Source organism: Vibrio cholerae ATCC 14035 (assembly GCF_000621645.1).
Classification (GTDB): Bacteria; Pseudomonadota; Gammaproteobacteria; order Enterobacterales; family Vibrionaceae; genus Vibrio; species Vibrio cholerae.
Window position 1 is genome coordinate 51,717 of sequence record NZ_KK211322.1, and the last position, 21,072, is coordinate 72,788.

General features: G+C 48.1%; 19 protein-coding genes. 14 read left to right on the forward strand and 5 right to left on the reverse strand.

Annotation, left to right across the window (positions count from 1 at the left end):
- Nucleotides 1-438: 438 nt before the first annotated feature.
- The 8 genes from T411_RS0115950 to luxS all read left to right on the forward strand — a co-directional run bounded on the left by T411_RS0115950 (nt 439) and on the right by luxS (nt 10,307).
- The gene (locus T411_RS0115950) at nt 439-699 is read left to right on the forward strand and encodes an oxaloacetate decarboxylase subunit gamma (protein ID WP_000148780.1); all 261 of its coding nucleotides are present in this window, start codon (nt 439-441) and stop codon (nt 697-699) included.
- 34 nt (nt 700-733) lie between these two features.
- The gene (oadA, locus tag T411_RS0115955; RefSeq protein WP_000042727.1) at nt 734-2,521 is read left to right on the forward strand and encodes a sodium-extruding oxaloacetate decarboxylase subunit alpha; all 1,788 of its coding nucleotides are present in this window, start codon (nt 734-736) and stop codon (nt 2,519-2,521) included.
- Nucleotides 2,522-2,530: 9 nt separating this feature from the next.
- A complete protein-coding gene (locus T411_RS0115960; protein ID WP_000348847.1) occupies nt 2,531-3,661 on the forward strand; it encodes a sodium ion-translocating decarboxylase subunit beta in 1,131 nt (376 codons plus the stop codon).
- A 122-nt stretch (nt 3,662-3,783) separates the two neighbouring features.
- Nucleotides 3,784-4,734 (forward strand): NADP-dependent oxidoreductase, encoded by a 951-nt coding sequence (locus T411_RS0115965; protein ID WP_000428698.1) that lies wholly within the window; start codon nt 3,784-3,786, stop codon nt 4,732-4,734.
- Nucleotides 4,728-5,189, forward strand: a complete 462-nt coding sequence (locus tag T411_RS0115970; protein WP_000888099.1) for a YqaA family protein — start codon at nt 4,728-4,730, stop codon at nt 5,187-5,189. Before T411_RS0115965 ends, T411_RS0115970 begins: the two co-directional genes overlap by 7 nt.
- Nucleotides 5,190-5,198: 9 nt before the next feature.
- Nucleotides 5,199-8,054, forward strand: a complete 2,856-nt coding sequence (locus T411_RS0115975; protein ID WP_001233050.1) for a M16 family metallopeptidase — start codon at nt 5,199-5,201, stop codon at nt 8,052-8,054.
- Between the two features lie 111 nt (nt 8,055-8,165).
- Entirely contained in the window at nt 8,166-9,740 is a 1,575-nt protein-coding gene (gene gshA, locus T411_RS0115980; RefSeq protein WP_000032608.1) for a glutamate--cysteine ligase, read from the forward strand.
- A gap of 48 nt (nt 9,741-9,788) precedes the next feature.
- Nucleotides 9,789-10,307 (forward strand): S-ribosylhomocysteine lyase, encoded by a 519-nt coding sequence (gene luxS, locus T411_RS0115985; RefSeq protein WP_001130227.1) that lies wholly within the window; start codon nt 9,789-9,791, stop codon nt 10,305-10,307.
- A gap of 69 nt (nt 10,308-10,376) precedes the next feature.
- Here the strand turns inward: luxS and T411_RS0115990 are convergent, their stop codons facing one another.
- Together T411_RS0115990 and T411_RS0115995 are read right to left on the reverse strand one after the other, a co-directional pair.
- Nucleotides 10,377-11,657, reverse strand: coding sequence for an HlyC/CorC family transporter (locus T411_RS0115990; protein ID WP_000340986.1), 1,281 nt, complete (start codon nt 11,655-11,657; stop codon nt 10,377-10,379).
- Nucleotides 11,658-11,739: 82 nt separating this feature from the next.
- Nucleotides 11,740-12,534: a cytochrome C assembly family protein gene (locus T411_RS0115995; protein WP_000369278.1), complete on the reverse strand. Its 795-nt coding sequence runs from the start codon at nt 12,532-12,534 to the stop codon at nt 11,740-11,742.
- Nucleotides 12,535-12,746: 212 nt separating this feature from the next.
- On the opposite strand from T411_RS0115995, the gene ffh reads away from it, so the two are divergent.
- The 5 genes from ffh (at nt 12,747) to rplS (ending at nt 16,364) form a co-directional block, all read left to right on the forward strand.
- The gene (gene ffh / locus T411_RS0116000) at nt 12,747-14,132 is read left to right on the forward strand and encodes a signal recognition particle protein (protein WP_000462721.1); all 1,386 of its coding nucleotides are present in this window, start codon (nt 12,747-12,749) and stop codon (nt 14,130-14,132) included.
- A gap of 235 nt (nt 14,133-14,367) precedes the next feature.
- Entirely contained in the window at nt 14,368-14,616 is a 249-nt protein-coding gene (gene rpsP / locus T411_RS0116005) for a 30S ribosomal protein S16 (RefSeq protein WP_000256449.1), read from the forward strand.
- Between the two features lie 27 nt (nt 14,617-14,643).
- The gene (rimM, locus tag T411_RS0116010) at nt 14,644-15,198 is read left to right on the forward strand and encodes a ribosome maturation factor RimM (RefSeq protein ID WP_000061906.1); all 555 of its coding nucleotides are present in this window, start codon (nt 14,644-14,646) and stop codon (nt 15,196-15,198) included.
- 27 nt (nt 15,199-15,225) lie between these two features.
- Nucleotides 15,226-15,969 carry a tRNA (guanosine(37)-N1)-methyltransferase TrmD gene (gene trmD, locus T411_RS0116015; RefSeq protein WP_000270017.1) on the forward strand — a complete coding sequence of 248 codons (744 nt, stop codon included), beginning with the start codon at nt 15,226-15,228 and terminating at the stop codon, nt 15,967-15,969.
- Nucleotides 15,970-16,010: 41 nt separating this feature from the next.
- The gene (gene rplS, locus T411_RS0116020) at nt 16,011-16,364 is read left to right on the forward strand and encodes a 50S ribosomal protein L19 (protein ID WP_000065250.1); all 354 of its coding nucleotides are present in this window, start codon (nt 16,011-16,013) and stop codon (nt 16,362-16,364) included.
- Between the two features lie 120 nt (nt 16,365-16,484).
- Here rplS and degS read toward each other — a convergent pair whose 3' ends face one another.
- The 3 genes from degS to zapG form a co-directional block, all read right to left on the reverse strand.
- Nucleotides 16,485-17,543 (reverse strand): outer membrane-stress sensor serine endopeptidase DegS, encoded by a 1,059-nt coding sequence (gene degS, locus T411_RS0116025; RefSeq protein ID WP_000911599.1) that lies wholly within the window; start codon nt 17,541-17,543, stop codon nt 16,485-16,487.
- Nucleotides 17,544-17,719: 176 nt separating this feature from the next.
- A complete protein-coding gene (locus tag T411_RS0116030; RefSeq protein ID WP_000743130.1) occupies nt 17,720-19,087 on the reverse strand; it encodes a DegQ family serine endoprotease in 1,368 nt (455 codons plus the stop codon).
- Between the two features lie 131 nt (nt 19,088-19,218).
- Complete coding sequence (gene zapG, locus T411_RS0116035) at nt 19,219-19,656, reverse strand: Z-ring associated protein ZapG (RefSeq protein ID WP_001145863.1); 438 nt, start codon at nt 19,654-19,656, stop codon at nt 19,219-19,221.
- 153 nt (nt 19,657-19,809) lie between these two features.
- On the opposite strand from zapG, the gene zapE reads away from it, so the two are divergent.
- Nucleotides 19,810-20,913 carry a cell division protein ZapE gene (gene zapE, locus T411_RS0116040; RefSeq protein ID WP_000187995.1) on the forward strand — a complete coding sequence of 368 codons (1,104 nt, stop codon included), beginning with the start codon at nt 19,810-19,812 and terminating at the stop codon, nt 20,911-20,913.
- Nucleotides 20,914-21,072: the final 159 nt, after the last annotated feature.

Here is a 21,072-nt window from a genome sequence, read left to right on the forward strand (position 1 = left end):
CGTAGCTCAGCTGGATAGAGTACCTGGCTACGAACCAGGCGGTCAGAGGTTCGAATCCTCTCGAGCGCGCCATATTAGAAGCCCTGCATGAAAATGCAGGGCTTTTTTACATTTCGCAAACACCTCATTTACCCTTGCGCTACAACTTATTGTTTTGTGAAGGATATTCCCCGCTATATTAACTTCATCGCAGTATTTGCCCCTCTTTCGCGCTAAGTTAGCTTCAGTCGGTCAAAAAGCAGCCTCTTGGCCTTGCACTTGTGCTGGTTTTCAATCTCAGGTGATGATTTATTGTTCCAGTTTGTGCCAGAGCTAAAAGAGTGCTTGTAACCAAATTGACAATTATTGTTCAGTCGAGATAATCCCACTTCTTCTGCGTTAAGCGCAAAAAATGTGCACAAACCGAAGAATGTCAGGATGACACGCAAAGGAAGCAACATGACACATATTGGAAGTCTCTTATTGGATGCCGCCACTCTGATGGTCACCGGAATGGCTGTGGTATTCCTATTTCTTACTCTTCTCGTTTATCTCGTTCAGTTTATGTCCCGTGTGATACCGCAAGAGGTACCCGAGGCTGCTGCAACGCCCAAGAAAAGTCAAAAAGTTCAACCAGTCACTGATTCCGTTAGTCCACAAGTCGTGGCGGCAATCGCCGCGGCTGTGCATCAGCACCGCAGTGCGACAGCGAAACAGTAGTCTGGATTACAAGGATTAAAAGGAGTTAATGAGCATGTCTAAACCATTAGCCATCACCGATGTCGTCCTACGTGACGCCCACCAATCGCTCTTTGCTACGCGTATGCGTATTGAAGATATGCTGCCGATCGCGGCTGAGCTGGATAAAATCGGTTACTGGTCGTTGGAAACTTGGGGTGGAGCGACGTTTGATGCTTGCATCCGTTTCCTTGGCGAAGATCCATGGGAACGTCTACGCGCTTTGAAAAAAGCGATGCCGAATACCCCAATGCAGATGTTACTGCGCGGCCAAAACTTACTCGGTTATCGTCATTACGCGGATGATGTCGTCGAGAAATTTGTCGAGCGCGCCCATGTCAATGGCATGGATGTATTCCGTATTTTTGATGCGATGAACGATGTGCGCAATTTTGAAAAAGCGGTAAAAGCGACGATTGGTGTGGGCGCTCATGCGCAAGGAACACTCTCTTACACGACGAGCCCTGTGCACAACACGCAAACTTGGGTGGATTTAGCAAAACGTCTTGAAGATCTCGGCTGCCACTCTTTATGTATCAAAGACATGTCGGGTCTGCTCAAACCTTATGAGGCCGAAGAGTTAATCACGCGTATTAAGCAGTCTTGCGCGGTGCCTTTGGCGCTGCATTGTCACGCGACAACAGGTTTATCTACGGCTACGGCAGTCAAAGCGGTGGAAGCGGGGATTGATATTCTTGATACCGCGATTTCCTCAATGAGCCAGACTTATGGCCATACGCCCACGGAAACCGTGGTCGCTATGCTGCAGGATACACCACGTGATACACAACTCAAATTGGAGCAACTTGAACCGATCGCGGCTTACTTCCGTGAGGTTCGTAAAAAATACGCCAAGTTTGAAGGTCAGTTAAAAGGTGTTGATTCGCGCATTCTGATTGCTCAGGTGCCCGGCGGCATGCTGACCAATATGGAAAGCCAGTTGAAAGAGCAAGGTGCCGCGCACCGTATCGATGAGGTATTGGAAGAGATCCCTCGCGTTCGTCAGGATCTTGGGTTTATTCCGTTAGTGACTCCTACCTCGCAGATTGTCGGCACTCAAGCGGTGATCAACGTGTTAACCGGTGAGCGCTATAAGAGCATTACCAAAGAAACCGCAGGCGTTCTTAAAGGTGAATACGGTGCAACGCCTGCTAGCGTGAATGCTGAGCTGCAAGCACGCGTATTAGAAGGTGGACAAGCGATTACTTGTCGTCCTGCTGATCTTCTGCAAGATGAACTTGACCATCTCACTAAAGAGCTGCTTGAAAAAGCGCAAGTAGAAAAAATCACCTTAGCGGATGCGAAGGTCGATGATGTTCTGACTTATGCGCTGTTTCCACAAGTTGGCCTGAAATTCCTGAAAAATCGCCATAATCCAGAGGCGTTTGAACCTGCGCCGGGCAAAGAGCCCGCTCCGGTGGCTACCGCCCCTGCGAGCACCAAACCTGCAGCAGGTATCGAGAGCTACAGTGTGAAAGTGGACGGCGTGGTGTATGACGTTGAAGTGGGTTCACAAGGTCAATTGACCTCAGTGGTACCCGCTGGCCAAAAAGCAGCACCAAAACTGGCTGTTGCAACACCCACTCAAGGCGCAGAAGCGGTTGCTGCCCCTTTGGCGGGGACCATCTTTAAAATCCAAGTTGAACAAGGCGATGAAGTGGCAGAAGGTGATGTGCTTATCGTGTTAGAAGCGATGAAGATGGAAACTGAAATCCGTGCAGCGCGCAGTGGTGTGATTCAGGAACTGCATGTCAAAGAAGGCGACAGCGTTCGCGTTGGCGCCTCACTGCTGAGCTTGGCATAAGGGAAAATCATGGACGGATTAATTACCCTATGGCAAGAGACGGGTATTGCCAATTTTGAGCTAGGGCAGATCATCATGATCTTGGTCGGCTGTACGCTACTGTTTCTGGCCATTCGTAAAGGCTTTGAGCCGTTATTGCTGCTGCCGATTGGTTTTGGTGCAGTGTTAGCCAATATTCCTAATGCAGGATTTACCGAGCCCGGTGGCTTGCTGTACTACGTTTACCATATCGGTATTGAGTCAGGCGTTTTCCCATTGCTGATCTTTATGGGCGTGGGAGCGATGACGGACTTCGGTGCACTGATTGCCAACCCGAAAACCTTGTGGTTAGGCGCTGCGGCTCAGTTAGGCATTTTTGCTACCTTGTTTGGTGCCATTTTGCTCAACTTTGTACCGGGCATGGAATTCTCTATGGCTGATGCCTCGTCGATTGCAATCATTGGTGGAGCGGATGGTCCAACGGCCATTTTCCTTGCCAGCCAGTTATCGCCGGATTTGCTCGGGGCAATTGCGGTCGCTGCGTATAGCTATATGGCGCTGGTTCCGATTATTCAACCACCGATCATGAAGGCCTTGACGACGCCGGAAGAGCGTAAAATCAAGATGGCTCAGCTACGCCACGTGGGTAAAACCGAGAAAATCGTGTTTCCACTCGTGGTGCTGCTAATGACCATTCTGTTTTTGCCTGCGGCAACACCCTTGGTCGGCATGTTCTGCTTGGGGAATCTGATGCGTGAAGCGGGTGTGGTGGATCGTTTGTCCAAAACCGCGCAAAACGAGCTGATCAATATCGTCACCATTTTCTTAGGCTTGGGGGTCGGCTCTAAATTGCAAGCCGAGACTTTCCTCAATTTGGAAACCTTAGGTATTTTGGCACTCGGCGCGGCTGCTTTCAGTATTGGCACGGCGGGTGGGGTGATTATGGCGAAGATCCTCAATAAATTTTCCAAAGAGGATATCAACCCACTGATCGGTGCTGCGGGTGTTTCTGCGGTACCTATGGCCGCTCGAGTCGTCAATAAAGTGGGCCTAGAGGCCAACCCGCAAAACTTCTTATTGATGCATGCCATGGGGCCAAATGTGGCTGGTGTTTTGGGCTCAGCGGTAGCGGCAGGTGTGTTGCTGGCTCTAGTGGGTTAAGCATGAGTTGGTTGCACTTTGCGCAAAATGGCGATGCAAAGTTAACGACTTAAAAGAAATTGGTATATATTCAAAGGGATGCTTCGGCATCCCTTTTTATTCGCGCGATAGGGATAGTGGAAATGGAAAACAAACGAATCGTCATTACCCAATTTGGTACACCGGATGTGTTGGCCATGCAAAGTGCGCCAATTCCTACCCCCAAAGCGGGTGAAGTATTAGTGAAAGTTGCTTTCGCGAGTGTTAACCCTATCGATGTGAAAACCCGGGCGGGGTTAGGATGGGCGGCAGCACAAAATAAAGACAAACTGCCGTGGACACCCGGTTACGATATCTCCGGACGAGTTGTGGCGTTAGGCGAGGGAGTTAGCCGCCTTAAAGAGCGGGATAATGTGGCGGGATTTATTGGTTTCCCATTGCGCGGTGGTGGTTACAGTCAGTATGTTTGTGTGCCTGAGCAGGAATTGAGTTTGGTTCCTGATGCAGTAACGCTCGAAGCGGCTGCCGCACTGCCCCTTGCGGGGCAAACCGCCGCGCAAGCCTTGAGCAAAGCGCAAGTCCAAGAAGGTGAACGTGTGTTAATCCTTGCAGGGGCGGGTGGCGTTGGGCATATCGCGGTGCAAATTGCACTCGCCGCTAAGACTGAAGTATTTACCACTTGCAGTGAAGCGAATTTAGACTATCTGGCCACGCTTGGCGCTCATGCGATCAATTACCAATTTGCGCCCGTCTCTCAGCGTTTAGAAGAGGTGGATGTGTTGATCGATCTGGTGGGGGGAGAGGCGGCGTTGGATGCGCTTAAATGCCTAAAAGATAACGCTCGCGTCATTACTGTACCGACGTTAACCGCCGAGCTTATCTGCGAAAAAGCCAAGCTACTCGGTTTTGAAGCTACGGGCATGTTGGTAGATCCGAATCCAGAGCAGCTCGATACCATGCTGTATATGGTCAGTGTCGGGCTACTGAAAATCGAAATTCAGCACATCTATTCACTGTTAGACGCCGCGCAAGCCCATGAGCAGATTGAATCCGGACACACGCGAGGCAAGTTGCTTCTTGATATGAAATGCTAGATTGGTGGAATGACTCTTCTGCGCTACTCACTTCTCTCTTTGCTGAATCGCCGCTGAGCTTACTGTTCTGGAGTGGTTTTCTCAGTGCAACATTATTACCGGGCGGCTCAGAAGCGGCGTTGTTGGCGAGTTTATCGCTCGCTCAACATCCGGTTTGGCTCATCGTTGCGGTGTCAACGGCCGGGAACACTTTAGGTGGCATGACCAACTACGCGTTAGGTTTATGGCTGCCGCATCGAACTGATTCACAAAAACAAGGTCATAAAGCCAAGCTCTGGTTGCAGCGTTACGGTTATTGGGCGTTGCTTGGGAGTTGGTTGCCGATTATTGGTGACCCACTCTGTTTAGCGGCAGGTTGGCTGCGTTTAAACGTACTCCCTGCATTTTTGATGATTTTGATAGGTAAGGCGCTGCGTTATTCATTGCTTGCTGCGTTGTATTACGGTTTGTTTTAAGGAGATGTGATGAGAAAAGTCGCGTTGTTTGGATTTTCTCTTTTGTTATTAGCGGGATGCAGTAGTTCTGACTCATCGTTGCCGCTGTTTTCTTCTTTGCCGAAAGGCGTCACCTTGGTCGAAGAGGTGAAAGCCGAACCGGGTAAAGTCATGATCCCGTACTCGAAGTATCGTTTGGATAATGGACTGACCGTGATCCTTTCACCGGATGACTCCGATCCCTTGGTGCATGTTGATGTAACCTATCACGTGGGTTCCGCTCGTGAGGAGATTGGTAAATCGGGCTTTGCTCATTTCTTTGAGCACATGATGTTCCAAGGCTCTAAACATGTCGGCGATCAGCAGCATTTTCGTTTGATCACTGAAGCGGGCGGCTCGCTCAATGGCACCACCAACCGCGACCGTACCAACTATTTTGAAACGGTTCCGGCCAATCAATTAGAAAAAATGTTGTGGCTTGAGGCGGATCGAATGGGCTTTTTGCTCGATGCGGTTTCGCAGCGCAAGTTTGAGATCCAGCGTGATACCGTGAAAAATGAGCGCGCTCAGAATTATGACAACCGCCCTTATGGCTTGATGTGGGAAAAAATGGGTGAAGCGCTTTATCCCGAAGGGCACCCTTATTCTTGGCAAACGATTGGTTATGTCAGTGATTTAGACCGAGTTGATGTCAATGATTTAAAAGCCTTTTTCCTACGTTGGTATGGCCCAAATAATGCGGTGTTAACCATAGGTGGCGATCTGGATGTTAAACAAACCTTAGATTGGGTTCAAAAATACTTTGGCTCGATTCCGAAAGGCCCAGATGTGGTAGATGCACCGAAGCAGCCAGCACGGTTGAGTGAAGATCGTTTTATTACGTTGGAAGATCGTGTGCAGCAGCCGATGCTGCTCATAGGGTGGCCAACGCAATATTGGGGCGCAGAGGATCAAGTCGCACTGGATGCTCTAGCCAGTGCCCTAGGCAGTGGCAACAACAGCCTGCTCTATCAAGAGCTGGTGAAAACTCAAAAGGCGGTTGATGCGGGCGCATTCCAAGACTGTGCTGAACTCGCCTGTACCTTTTATGTGTATGCCATGGCTCCCTCGGGAGCCAAAGGTAAGCTCGCCCCACTGTATCAAGAAACCCTGCAAGTGCTGGAAAAGTTTAAGCAGCAGGGTGTCTCTGCTTCGCGTCTAGAACAGATCATCGGCTCAGAAGAGGCCAGTGCTGTATTTGCGCTAGAGAGTGTCAAAGGTAAAGTCAGCCAATTGGCGGCCAACCAAACCTTTTTTGATCAGCCAGATCGCATTGAAAGTCAGCTAGAGAAAATCCGCGCAGTGACACCAGAGTCGGTGAAGCAGGTGTTCACTCGCTATCTGGATGGCCAGCCGAAAGTGACACTTAGTGTAGTGGCAAAAGGCAAAACGGACTTTGCGGTACGTCCGGCAACCTTTATCACTCCGGAACGTCAACTGCCGGAATATCAAAAAATTGGTGATGAGCAGCTTGCCTATCGCGAAGTCAAAGACAGCTTTGATCGCTCGCAGATGCCGCAAGTGGCACAAGCGGTTCAGCCACGTTTACCTAAACTGTACGATGTCTATTTTGACAACGGCGTACAACTGCTTGGCACGCAAACTCGTGAAACTCCGACAGTACTGATTGAAATTCAATTACCTGCGGGCGAGCGTCAAGTCGCGATGGGGAAAGAAGGCTTGGCTAACTTAACCGCCAGCCTGCTGCAAGAAGGCAGCCAAAACCGTAGCGCCGAAGCCATTCAAGCGCAACTGGATAAGCTCGGCTCAAGCATTCAAGTCGTGGCGGGAGCCTATTCAACCAGCATTGTGGTATCGAGTTTGAAGAAAAACTTGCCGGAGACGTTGCAAATCAGCCAAGAGATGCTGCTCAAACCTGCTTTCAAACAGAGTGATTTTGCACGTTTACAGCAGCAAATGTTGCAAGGCGTGGTTTACCAACACCAGCAACCGAGCTGGTTAGCATCGCAAGCCACCCGCCAAGTATTATGGGGGGAGAGTTTGTTTGCCCGCTCCGGTGATGGTACGCAAGCTTCTATCTCTGCCTTGACCTTGAAGGACGTGAAGCAATTCTACCGTCAACATTACACCCCGCATGGTGCACAAATTGCGGTAGTGGGGGATATCAGTGCGCGAGAAATTCGTCAGCAGTTACAGTTTATTGCCGATTGGAAAGGCGAAGCGGCCCCGCTGATTAACCCACAAGTAGTGCCAACGTTAACTAAGCAGAAAATCTATTTAGTGGATAAGCCGGGAGCGCCGCAAAGTATCATCCGTATGGTGCGTAAAGGGCTTCCTTTTGATGCCACAGGTGAGCTGTACTTAACTCAATTGGCGAATTTTAACTTAGCAGGTAACTTCAATAGCCGGATAAACCAAAATCTGCGTGAAGACAAAGGATATACCTACGGCGCAGGAAGCTATTTTGCCAGTAACCGTGAGATTGGAGCCATTGTATTTAACGCTCCAGTACGTGCGGATGTGACCGTTGAAGCGATTCAAGAAATGATCAAAGAGATGCATCATTTCAGCCAAGCGGGGATGAGCGAGGAAGAGATGAAATTTTTACGTCTCGCTGTCGGTCAACAAGATGCGCTGATGTATGAAACACCCGCGCAGAAAGCTCAACTTGTCTCCAGTATTCTGACGTACAGTTTAGATCGTGATTATCTGCAGCAACGTAATGAGATAGTGAAAAGCGTTGATCGCTCAACACTCAATGAGCTGGCGGCCAAATGGTTCAATCCTGAGGATTACCAAATTATTGTGGTGGGCGATGCCAAGCGACTCAAGCCGCAGTTGGAAAAGTTAGGCATTCCGCTAGAAGAGCTTGAAATCATCCGTTAGAGTACACATTTAATAGTGGGGCGGATTGCGCCCCAAACTCGCTATGCTGCTTAAGCACTACGCTTAACAGGCGGCGTGCGACTGGAACCACCTACATAAGCGAAGCGTATTTTGAGTAAATTTGCCGAGCGACTACAAACAGTTGCAAACAAACCAGAAGTATTTCAAAAGTTTAGCCGTGGATTGGAGCGCGAATCGCTGCGTTACACGCCGGAAGGTGCTCTCACGCAAACGCCACACCCGAAAGCACTGGGAGCGGCATTAACTCACCGTTGGATCACCACAGATTTTGCGGAGTCCTTGCTGGAGTTCATCACCCCTGTCTCGCATGAAGTCGATACTCTGCTGGCGCAGATGTCGGATATTCACCATTTCGCGCAGACCAAGCTGGGCGATGAAAAACTTTGGCCTCTCTCCATGCCTTGCTACGTTGGCAGTGAAGAGGGGATAGTGCTGGCACAATACGGTTCGTCGAACACTGGAAAAATGAAAACCTTGTACCGTGAAGGGCTCAAGCGTCGTTATGGCAGCCTGATGCAGATTATTTCCGGAGTACATTTCAATTTTTCATTCCCAGAAAGTTTCTGGGATGCCTTGTTTGGTGAGCAAGAAGAGTCTGCTCGTCAAGCGAGTAAATCTGCGGCCTATTTTGGTGTCATTCGTAATTACTACCGTTTTGGTTGGCTGATCCCGTATCTGTTTGGCGCTTCCCCCGCACTCTGCTCATCTTTTTTACAAGGTCGCAAAACCGATCTGCCGTTCGAGTCCATTGGTAAAACCTTGTATCTGCCTTATGCCACCTCGCTGCGTCTAAGCGATTTGGGCTACACCAACAGCGCGCAAAGTGTGCTGCAAATTGGTTTCAATAGCATAGAGCAGTATCTGCAAGGGTTGAATGAAGCGATCCGCACCCCCTCAGCCGAGTTTGCCAAACTGGGTGTGAAAGTAGAGGGAGAATATCGCCAGCTCAATAGCAACGTACTGCAAATTGAAAATGAGCTGTATGCGCCGATTCGTCCGAAACGTGTGACACAAAGTGGCGAGCGGCCTTCGCAAGCCCTAGCGCGTGCAGGGGTGGAATATATTGAAGTGCGCTCGCTCGATGTGAACCCATTTAGCCCGATTGGAATTAATGAAGATCAGGTTCGTTTCCTCGACCTATTCTTAGCATGGACAGCGCTGTCAGATTCTGATCCTATGGATGGCTGTGAACTGGCTTGTTGGCGCGACAACTGGCGTAAAGTGGTACTGGAAGGTCGCAAGCCTGGCTTAGAACTGCAAATTGGCTGCCATGGTGAAGTGTTGACCTTGCAAGCGTGGGCGAAGCGTGTGTTTGCCGATCTGCGTGTGATTGCTGAAACTATGGATGCGGCTCTCGGCGGCGATGCCTACCAAGCGGTGTGTGCCAAACTAGAGACTTGGATCGAAAATCCTGAGCTGACGCTCTCGGCACAAATCCTAGCAGAAATTAAACAGCACGGCGGCTTAGGTAAAACAGGCTGCGCGTTAGGTAACGAGTACCGAGCGGTCAATTTACAGCACCAATACCAGTTCTACTCACAAGATGAGATGGAGCAGGAAGTGCGCCGCTCAACTCAAGCCCAAGCCGACATTGAAGCGAAAGAGACGCTCAATTTTGATGCTTACCTAACGCAATATTTTGCCTACCTACAGGCGGTGAGTTAATTTAGTTTTAGTGGTGCGCAGTAAGCGAGCCAGAAAGGGAGAAAGGAAATGCCATTATTAGACAGTTTTACCGTCGATCATACTCGTATGAATGCACCGGCGGTGCGTGTTGCCAAAACCATGCAAACCCCAAAAGGGGATACGATTACCGTATTTGATTTGCGTTTTACTATGCCAAACAAAGATATCTTGTCTGAGCGCGGTATCCATACTCTAGAGCATCTCTACGCGGGCTTTATGCGCAATCACCTTAACGGCAGCCAAGTGGAGATCATCGATATTTCACCAATGGGTTGCCGTACAGGTTTCTACATGAGCTTGATTGGTGCGCCGACAGAACAGCAAGTGGCACAAGCATGGCTAGCCGCAATGCAAGATGTGTTGAAAGTTGAAAGCCAAGAGCAAATTCCTGAGCTGAATGAGTACCAGTGCGGCACTGCGGCGATGCACTCGCTCGAAGAAGCCAAAGCGATTGCGAAAAACGTGATTGCGGCAGGCATCTCGGTTAACCGTAACGATGAGTTGGCGCTGCCCGAATCTATGCTCAATGAGCTGAAGGTTCACTAAGTCGGTTCTGTAAACGTTAAAAATACAAAAGCCCGAAGTTGAGTTCGGGCTTTTGTTTGAGTGCTTAACTTAAACCAAGCTGACTTTGGTTTTTCTTGGGTAAACTTTGACCAACTTAATCCGATTCTCTTCCAGCTCGAGGATTTCCATTTTGTGCTGTGCCACTTTCACACTCAGATGGCTCGCTGGGATCTCTTCAAGGTGCTCCAAAATCAAACCGTTTAAGGTTCGTGGTCCATCGGTAGGAAGCTTCCATTTCAGGCTCTTGTTAATGTCACGAATATTGGCGCTGCCTTCAATCAAGAAACTGCCATCACCTTGTGGAGTAATTTCATCGGCCAAGCTTGGAGACATGGATGTGGTAAATTCACCGACAATCTCTTCCAAAATATCTTCGAGCGTGGTTAAACCAATGATTTCACCGTATTCATCCACGATTAAACCAATGCGTTCTTTATTACGTTGGAATTTGAGCAGCTGAACGTTAAGCGGTGTACCTTCAGGGATAAAGTAAATCTCATCCGCAGCGCGCAGCAGCATCTCTTTGTTAAAGTCGTTCTTCTCAAGCATAAAGCGTGAGGCTTCACGTAAACGCAAAATCCCGACCACTTCGTCAATCTTGTCACGGTACAGTACGACTCGCCCATGTGGTGAATGGACTAACTGACGCACAATCGACTTCCAATCATCATTGATATTGATCCCCGTTATCTCATTACGCGGGATCATGATGTCGTTGACGGTGACGTGTTCTAAATCGAGGATCGACAGCAGCATATCTTGGTGGCGGCGAGGGATGAGTCCTCCCGCTTCATTAACCACAGTACGTAACTCTTCTGAGCTTAAATGATCGCCTTTGCCATGTTTCGGTGAGATGCCGAGAATGCGGATCAAGCCATTGGTCATCAAGTTAACGAACAGCACCAAAGGTGAAAGCAGCTTCATCAAAATCGTCAGTAACACGCTGCTGGCGTAAGAGACTCGCTCTGGGTAAAGCGCGGCTAGAGTTTTAGGCGTGACTTCGGCAAACACCAGAATCACTAAAGTTAAGGCCCCCGTGGCAATTGCGACACCTAAATCGCCATACAGGCGCATACCGATAATGGTGGCAATCGCAGAGGCGAGGATATTGACGAGGTTGTTACCAATCAGGATTAAGCCAATCAAACGATCTGGACGATCCAGTAGCTTTTCAACACGTTTAGCACCTTTATGGTCGCTGTTGGCCAAATGCTTTAAACGGTAACGGTTGAGAGCCATCATGCCGGTTTCAGAACCGGAGAAATAGGCGGAAATAATGATGAGACACGCGAGTAGCGCAAATAAGATACCCGTTGATATGTCGTCCAAAACGCGAATTTTCCTTATGACAGAGTTCTAATTAAAGGCTGAATGTATTGCGAGTGTCAAATGACAGCTCGATGAATCTTGTTCAGCGCAGAATGATTTCACGTACAAAACGGCTACCGAAGTAAGCCAAGGTGAGTAACGTAGCGCCTGCGACCGCAAACCAAGTCACTTTTTTACCGCGCCAGCCTTTACGGTAATGACCCCAAAGCAAAATAGAATACACAATCCATGCGACAAACGAGAGGATGCCTTTATGGGCTTTGCCTTGGGCAAACATATCTTGCACAAAGATAAAACCAGTCAACAAGGTACCTGTGAGCAGCAAGTTACCAATCAAAATGATCTTAAATAACTGACGCTCAACCAGCAGCAGAGGCGGTAAATTAGGATTGATAGAGAAGACTTTTTTACTTTTCAGCTTATGGTCGAGCCAAGCAAGCTGCAGTGCATACAAGGCTCCGATGCTCAACGTTGAGTAAGAGAATAGCGCTAAAGAGATGTGCAGCAGCAGTTTGGGATCACTTTCCAAATGGGTAATAAAAGTTCCCGGTAAGAATGTGGCTGCAGAAAGGTTAATGGCAGAAAAACTGTAGGCAACAGGCAGCAAAAACCAGAGGCGAGTTTTGAACATGGCTAAGCTCATCGCTAAAGAGATGATGAAGCTAATCAAAGAAGCCACATTAAGGATACTCAGGTTTTGCCCACTGCTGTGTAGGATCAAATCACTCAGTAACCAGCCATGAAACAGCAGTGCAATCGCTGCACTGATAAACACGGTTTTTGCTCGGATCCCGGTTTGATTGACCAGCCCGGGTACGATGGTCGCAATCGACAAGAGATATAACATCGCCGCGGCAATCGCGATTAAGTTGTCCATACCTGCCACATAGATAAGGGTTAAGTGGGCGAATTATACCTTGCTCTGTGCTAATGGGCTACTTTGTATCACCTTCGTTTTTGAGAGGTTAGAGCACAAAATATGGCTCAAAATGATATTCGTGAATGTGAGCATTGGGTAACGGGTATGCCTGTCCGTTTGTCTAAGGTATACTCACGCCAATTTATCGCCGCTTAGCGAAGAGAAAAAAGATGTTTGAGAATTTAACCGATCGATTGTCCAAAACGCTGAAAAATATCAGCGGCAAAGGTCGTCTTACTGAAGACAACATTAAAGATACCCTGCGCGAAGTGCGCATGGCGCTGTTAGAGGCGGACGTTGCGCTGCCTGTCGTTCGTGATTTCGTCAATCGCGTTAAAGAAGGCGCGGTGGGGGTCGAGGTTTCCAAATCTCTGACTCCGGGTCAAGAGTTCATCAAAATCGTCCGCCAGCAACTTGAAGCTGTGATGGGCGAATCCAACGAAGCGTTGAATCTTGCCGCTCAGCCTCCAGCGGTTATTTTGATGGCTGGTTTGCAAGGTGCGGGTAAAACCACATCCGTAGGCAAACTCTCTAAGCTCCTAAAAGAGCGTGATAAGAAGAAAGTGTTGGTGGTTTCCGCCGACGTGTATCGCCCAGCGGCGATCAAGCAGCTCGAAACATTAGCCAATGATTTAGGCGTTGATTTCTTCCCGTCCACACCGGATCAAAAACCGATTGATATCGCTAACGCTGCAATTGATCACGCTAAGAAGAAATTCTACGACGTACTGATTGTCGATACCGCAGGTCGTTTGGCGATTGATGAGCAGATGATGGCGGAGATCCAAGCGCTGCATAAAGCGATCAATCCGGTTGAAACCCTGTTCGTGGTCGATGCCATGACGGGTCAAGATGCCGCCAATACCGCGAAAGCGTTTGGTGATGCATTGCCACTGACCGGGGTGATTCTAACCAAGGTCGATGGTGATGCCCGTGGCGGTGCGGCGTTGTCGGTACGCCATATTACCGGTAAACCGATTAAATTTATCGGTGTCGGCGAGAAAACCGATGCCTTAGAGCCTTTCCATCCGGATCGTATTGCTTCACGCATTCTTGGTATGGGCGATGTACTGTCGCTGATCGAAGATCTGCAGCGCAATGTTGACCAAGAGAAAGCCGAAAAACTCGCGAAAAAATTCAAAGAGAAGAAAGGCTTTGATTTAGAAGACTTTCGTGAGCAGTTAGGTCAGATGAAAAACATGGGCGGCATGATGGGGATGCTCGATAAACTGCCCGGAATGTCTCAACTGCCTGCGGATATGAAAGACAAAGTGGATGATCGCGTTTTCAAACAGATGGAAGCCATCATCAACTCAATGACCATGAAAGAGCGTCAAAACCCAGACCTCATCAAAGGCTCACGCAAAAAGCGGATTGCTGCGGGTTCCGGTACCCAAGTGCAAGACGTAAACCGCCTGCTCAAGCAATTTACCCAGATGCAGAAGATGATGAAGAAAATGCAACAAGGTGGCATGAAAGGCATGATGCGTAACATGCAAGGCCTGATGGGCGGCGGTGGCCGTGGTGGTTTCGGCGGCGGTTTCTTCGGTCGTTAATTCACTCGCACGCAACCGCTTGAGTGTTCAGTGAACTTTCCAATTTGTTAACTGAATCACGGTAATTTGTAGCGCTTTAAGCTGGCGAAAAAGTAGCTAAACCCCTTGCAAAGCCTCGGAATAAGAGTAAAATCCCGAGGCTTTATTTTGGCACGAGACCCTAAACTGATTTTGTGAATTTTTTGCAAAGTGGTTTTCGGGGTTAATTTTATTTTTGAAAAGCAAAGAGGACGACATGGTAACCATTCGTTTGGCACGTCACGGCGCGAAAAAGCGTCCATTCTATCAAATCGTTGTAGCTGACAGCCGCAACTCAGCAACTGGCCGTTTCATCGAGAAAGTAGGTTTCTTTAACCCTACTGCTACTGGTCAAGAAGAAGGCCTGCGTCTAGACCTAGATCGCGTGAACCACTGGGTTTCACAAGGCGCATCTCTGTCTGATCGCGTAGCACAGCTAGTTAAAACCGCTCAAAAAGCGGCTTAATTATTACTGTTAAGTAGTAACTAGTTTATGTCGATGAAAGGTAAAGAGACGATGAGCAAGCAAAACGAAAAATTGGTTGTGGGAAAATTAGGTTCTTCTTACGGCATTCGTGGCTGGCTTAAAGTTTTTTCCTACACAGACAATCCAGAAAGTATTTTTGATTACAGCCCTTGGTATATTGACCAAAAGGGCGAGTGGGTGGAATACAAAGTAGAAGGCTGGAAACGCCACAACAAAGGTTGGGTGGTAAAACTTCAAGGGCTTGATGTCCGCGAAGATGCACATCTGCTGACTAACTTTGAAATTGCCATTGACCCCGCATCACTACCAGAATTGTCAGAAGATGAGTTCTACTGGCGTGAATTGTTTGGAATGCAAGTAGTGACCACTAACGGCTACGACCTTGGCGTGGTAACCGATATGATGGAAACAGGCTCCAACGATGTTCTCGTGGTGAAAGCGAATCTGAAAGATGCTTTCGGCCAAAAGGAACGGTTAATTCCGTTTCTTGAAGAGCAAGTGATCAAAGTTGTTGATCGCCAAGCTCAACGGATCGAAGTTGACTGGGATCCTGCGTTTTAACTCTTAAAATCGAATAAGCGAGGAAACATGTGGGTTGGCATCGTTAGCCTATTTCCTGAAATGTTCCGCAGCGTTACCGATTTTGGAGTAACAGGTCAGGCGGTTAAAAAAGGGTTGTTGTCAGTTGAAGCGTGGAATCCTCGTGATTTCGCTCATGACAAACGTCGCACTGTCGATGATAAACCCTACGGTGGCGGTCCCGGCATGTTGATGATGGTGCAACCTTTGCGCGATGCCATCCATGCTGCGAAACAAGCGTCACCGGGTAAGACGAAAGTCATTTACCTCTCTCCGCAAGGTCGAAAACTCGACCAACAAGGTGTGGAAGAGCTGGCGCAAAACCAGAATCTGATTCTGATTTGCGGTCGCTATGAAGGGGTAGATGAACGCATTATTGAATCTGAAGTTGACGAAGAATGGTCAATTGGTGATTTTGTAATGACGGGTGGGGAACTCCCAGCCATGACGTTGATTGATTCTGTCTCGCGGTTCATTCCGGGAGTATTAGGGGATTTCGCGTCAGCAGAAGAAGACTCTTTTGCCAATGGTTTGCTGGATTGCCCTCACTACACGCGTCCCGAGGTATTGGACGGAAAAGAAGTGCCAGCGGTACTGAAATCCGGCAATCATGAGGACATTCGTCGTTGGCGACTCAAGCAGTCGCTTGGCCGTACCTGGCTTAGAAGACCGGAGCTCCTGGAAAACCTAGCTCTGACTGACGAACAGGAACAATTACTGACCGAGTACATTAAAGAGACTCGTCATCAGTAACCTATTAAATTTAGTATCAGTTTATTCTAGGAATTTAGACAATGAGTAACATCATCAAGGCTCTAGAACAAGAGCAAATGAAACAAGACCTGCCTCAATTTGCACCAGGCGACACTGTTGTGGTTCAAGTTAAGGTAAAAGAAGGTGACCGTGAGCGTCTACAGGCTTTTGAAGGCATCGTAATCGCAATCCGTAACCGTGGTCTGCACTCAGCATTCACCGTTCGTAAAATCTCTAACGGCGAAGGTGTTGAGCGTACGTTCCAAACTCACTCTCCAGTAGTTGATAGCATTGAAGTTAAACGTCGCGGTGCAGTACGTCGTGCCAAACTGTACTACCTGCGTGACCTATCTGGTAAAGCTGCTCGTATCAAAGAGAAGCTGGCTAAGAAGTAATGCTAGAACTCTCGTTCTCGTAGTAAAAAGCGGAGCCCAAGGGCTCCGCTTTTTTGTGCTCCATTTTTTAACGTCGAGGTCTCATCGTCGATGAGTGGAACCTTTCAGAATCACACTCGTCTAATCACGAGTGTCTTCACCAATCGTAACTGGGAGTACAATCTCTTCACCCTTACGCAGTAGGGTGAAATCCACCACAGTGCCGGGGCGAAGATCGGTGACGGTATCTGTGACATTCTGGCGGCCATTAATTTTTTTACCGTCGATTTTCAGCAAAATATCTTGCTCCAGAAAGCCTGCTCGGGCTGCGGGTCCATTCGGGTCAACCCCTAAAATAATGATCCCACCGACATGCTCATTCCCCAGCAAACGTGATGTCATCGAGTTAATATCTTGACCGTCGACGCCAATATAACCGCGGATCACGCGGCCATCAGCAATGATTTTGGTCATAATTTTACTGGCCAAAGAGTAGGGAATCGCAAACGAAATCCCGTAAGTTTCGAGATCGGTGGCTTGTTGAAAAGAGGCGGTATTGATGCCGACCAGTTCACCTTGGGTATTGACCAATGCACCACCTGAGTTGCCGTCATTGATTGCGGCATCAGTTTGAATAAAGGCTTGGCGACCATCAGCGCTGATGGATGAACGTCCGGTAGCCGAGATAATTCCGAAAGTCGTGGTTTGCCCTAAGTTGTAAGGGTTACCAATCGCCAACACCACGTCCCCCACTTTAGGATGGTAATCTGGATTGAGTGGAATCACTGGTAAACCCGTGCCTTCTACGCGTAATACGGCAATATCGGTACGGCGATCTTTTCCCACCAATTGTGCTGCTGCGGCTCGCCCATCTTGTAGAGCAACGACAATTTGATCGGCCTGCGCGACGACGTGGTAGTTGGTGATGATGTAGCCTTTTTCGCTGACAATGACACCGGATCCTAAACCTTGAATCGAGAGTTTACGGCGATCATTTTCGCTGTATTTACGGTTATAAATATTGACGACGGCAGGGGCGGCTTTGCGTACCGCTTCATTAAATGAGATTTGTAGAGCGCCGATGTTGCGTGGTTGTTCGACAACGGGCATTAATTTGGCGCGTAGTGAGGGTGTCACCATAATAATGGCAATCGCAGCCAACAACCCAAGGCTGATTGAGCGAACCCAAAATTTCAGCATAGTTTCCCCAACTCAATATTGACTAAATTCCTCACTGCGAGTGGGCAAGAATAACACTGGAAAGGCATTTCGCCAAAGTTGCATCTGTAGCTTATGAATAAGTTTTTGTGCAAGTTTGGGGATTTTTGAGGGAAAGAAAGCGTTACCGCTCAATGAGCGGTAACGCTGAGTGATAATTAACGAACAACCAAGTAAAGCGTTCTCTCTCCACGTTGGATATTTAATGCCAAAATATTCGGTGATTTTTCCATAATCGCACGCAACTCGGCGATATTTTTCACCCGCTTACGGTTAACGCCAATGATAATGTCGTCTTTTTGTAGCTGGTAAGATTCAGCGGCAGAGCCTTTTTGAACCTCAGTAACCTTAACGCCCTGAATAGGATCGCTGTCAGTGGTGTTGCTTAACTCCGCGCCGCTCAAACCTTGATGCAGTGATTCTGCTTTGGTCTTGGCATTTTGCTGCTCCCCAAGCGTTACATCAATATTTTGATTCTTACCATCACGCAGCACTCCAAGGGTAATGGTTTTTCCTGCGCCTAGGGTCGCGACTTTCGCGCGTAGCTCAGAGAAGGTATCGATTTTTTTACCATTCAGCGACGTAATGATGTCACCCGCTTTGATGCCCGCTTTGTCCGCAGCACTGTCAGGAACCACTTGGCTGACAAAAGCACCTTTTGAGGATTCATAGCCGAGCGCATCAGCCAGTTCGGAAGTGATTTCACCGCCTTGTACACCCAGCATGCCGCGTTTCACTTCACCAAACTCAAGAATTTGATCGGTCAGATTTTTCATCATATTCGATGGGATGGCAAAACCTATACCGACGTTGCCACCGTTTGGACCAAGGATCGCGGTGTTGATACCGATGAGTTCACCATTAAGGTTAACCAGAGCTCCTCCTGAGTTGCCGCTGTTGATGGCGGCATCGGTCTGGATGAAGTTTTCAAAGTTTTCGATATTCAAACCACTACGCCCTAAGGCTGAGACAATGCCAGAGGTCACAGTTTGCCCTAAGCCAAATGGGTTACCGATGGCCACTGCAAAATCACCGACTCGCAGTTTATCGGAGTCCGCGATACGGATCTCAGTGAGGTTTTTCGCTTTGTTTAGCTTGAGCAAGGCGACATCAGACATCTCATCACCACCGACAAGTTCTGCATCAAACTCGCGACCGTCATACAGTTTGACGCGAATTTTTTCAGCACCATTAATGACATGGTAGTTAGTGACGACATACCCTTTATCAGCGTTAATGATGACCCCAGAACCTAAGCCACGGAAAGGTCGCTCTTGGAGTTGTTCGGTCGGAAAATCCGGTCCGAAGAAAAAACGAAACTGATCCGGCAGACGCTGTCTTGAAACTTGAGTCCCTTCCACAGCAATGCTCACCACGGCGGGTGTGACTTTTTCAAGCATGGGGGCTAGGCTAGGAATCTGCTCTCCATTGACTGAGAGAGGAAGCGCTGCAGTTGCAGGCAAAGGCGAGAGAATCGCGCTCAAACTAAGAGACAGAGCAGTTAAAACAAGTAAAGGTTTTTTCATCATAAGCTCCTCAACAAATTAACGTCCGGTTGAAGTAGAAAATATGTCCATTTCAAGAAACTTCAACTGACAGTCTGCGAGTTATGACTCAAAAACCTTTACAAAGTTCACCGTAAAGTAGCGGGAATCGATTAGCTGGCTTTGGCGTTAAGCAAATCCGCTGAGCGAATGATTGCTTTTTCTTCACCGCGCAAAAGTCCTGTGGCACCCAATGCGTAATCTTTAGGTGGTTGTTCGAGCTCTTCTGGCTGTTTGCTCTCTTCTTTTTGCTGAGCCAATTTACTGAATGGGTTATCTTGCTCAGGTAAATTGGGGATCAAATCGGTAGCGGTTTTCGCCATGTGTTGATACAGCTTAGTGTAATCTTTTCCCAGGGTATCGAGCATTTCTGCTGTCTGCGCAAAGTGATCAGACAGTTCTTGGCGCTGCTGCTCTAAGGTGAATTTTGCGCTCTCGAGTTCTTTTTGCAGGTTCTTCTGCGTCTTATATTGAGGGGTAGTCAAACGAGCAATCAGCATCCCGACAGCAATCCCCACTAGCAATCCAGCAATGGCATAGATCCAAGGCATAACAGCTCCTTATTGTTGTTATTTAACATGTTTTTTACCCATCGGTTACACATGTACGAGGGACATGTTACTATGAGACCCAAGTTGGATAAAGCAAAATGCACGTCAGCTATTTTGCGTTTATGGCTCTCCTTGTAACTGTAGTAGACCAAGATGACTCCGAAGCAGCGATACGAAAAAGATTTACAACGCACTGATTTTTATAGTGATGAAGCACAGGCACGTGCCGTCGATGCCTTAGATAATTTGTATCACCAATGGCTAAATTACCTCAATCAGCCAGTGGTACGACCTTCTGTATGGCAAAAGCTCATCGGTAAGAAGCCAACAGTGACGCAACCGCCACAAGGTCTCTATATGTGGGGAGGTGTCGGACGCGGTAAAACCTATCTTATGGATACTTTTTTTGAAGCCTTGCCGACAGAAAAGAAGCTTAGGGTTCATTTTCATCGCTTTATGTATCGGGTGCACGATGAATTACGCACTTTATCAGACGTCAGTGATCCGCTTGAAATTGTGGCTGATCGCTTTTGTGCTGAGGCAAACATTATCTGTTTTGATGAGTTTTTCGTCTCGGATATTACCGATGCGATGATCCTTGGAACTCTGTTCGAGGCCTTATTTAGACGCGGTATCGTATTGGTAGCCACTTCGAATATTGCCCCCAAGGATTTGTACCGCAATGGGTTACAGCGAGCCCGATTCCTACCTGCAATTGCGTTGGTGGAAATGCATTGTCAGATCCTAAATGTAGATAGTGGTGTCGATTATCGTTTGAGAACCTTACAGCAAGCGGAAATTTATCATTACCCTTTAGACAGTAAAGCGACCGATAACCTACAGCGTTACTTCCAGCAGTTGATCAGCTCAGAGCAGACTCCAGAGACGCAGATCGACGTGAATCACCGAATGATTACGGTTGAAGCGGCAGGAGACGGAGTATTGTATGCGACCTTTGCTCAGTTATGCCAAACGGCACGTAGCCAAAATGACTATATTGAGCTGTCGAAAATTTATCACACCGTGCTGCTGGCGGATGTCAAACAGATGAACAAAAGTAGCGATGATGCCGCGAGGCGCTTTATTGCGCTGGTGGATGAGTTTTATGAGCGACATGTAAAGTTAATTATTTCTGCTGAAGTGCCCCTTACCGATCTGTATACCGATGGTTTGTTAGAATTTGAATTTAAACGCTGCCAATCACGCTTAATTGAAATGCAAAGTCATGATTACTTAGCGAAGGAGCACTTGGGCTGAGCACAAAATGGCTTCCCCAGTAAGGCGTGGATTTTTTTTCTCTTTTCATGCAAAAAAAGGTGATTTTTTCTGCGCCCTTCTCTATAATCCTGCGACCCACCGTTACTGCAGGTCCTTTGTGGCCGAGAGTGCCACCCACTCGAAGGGGTGATGACTGGG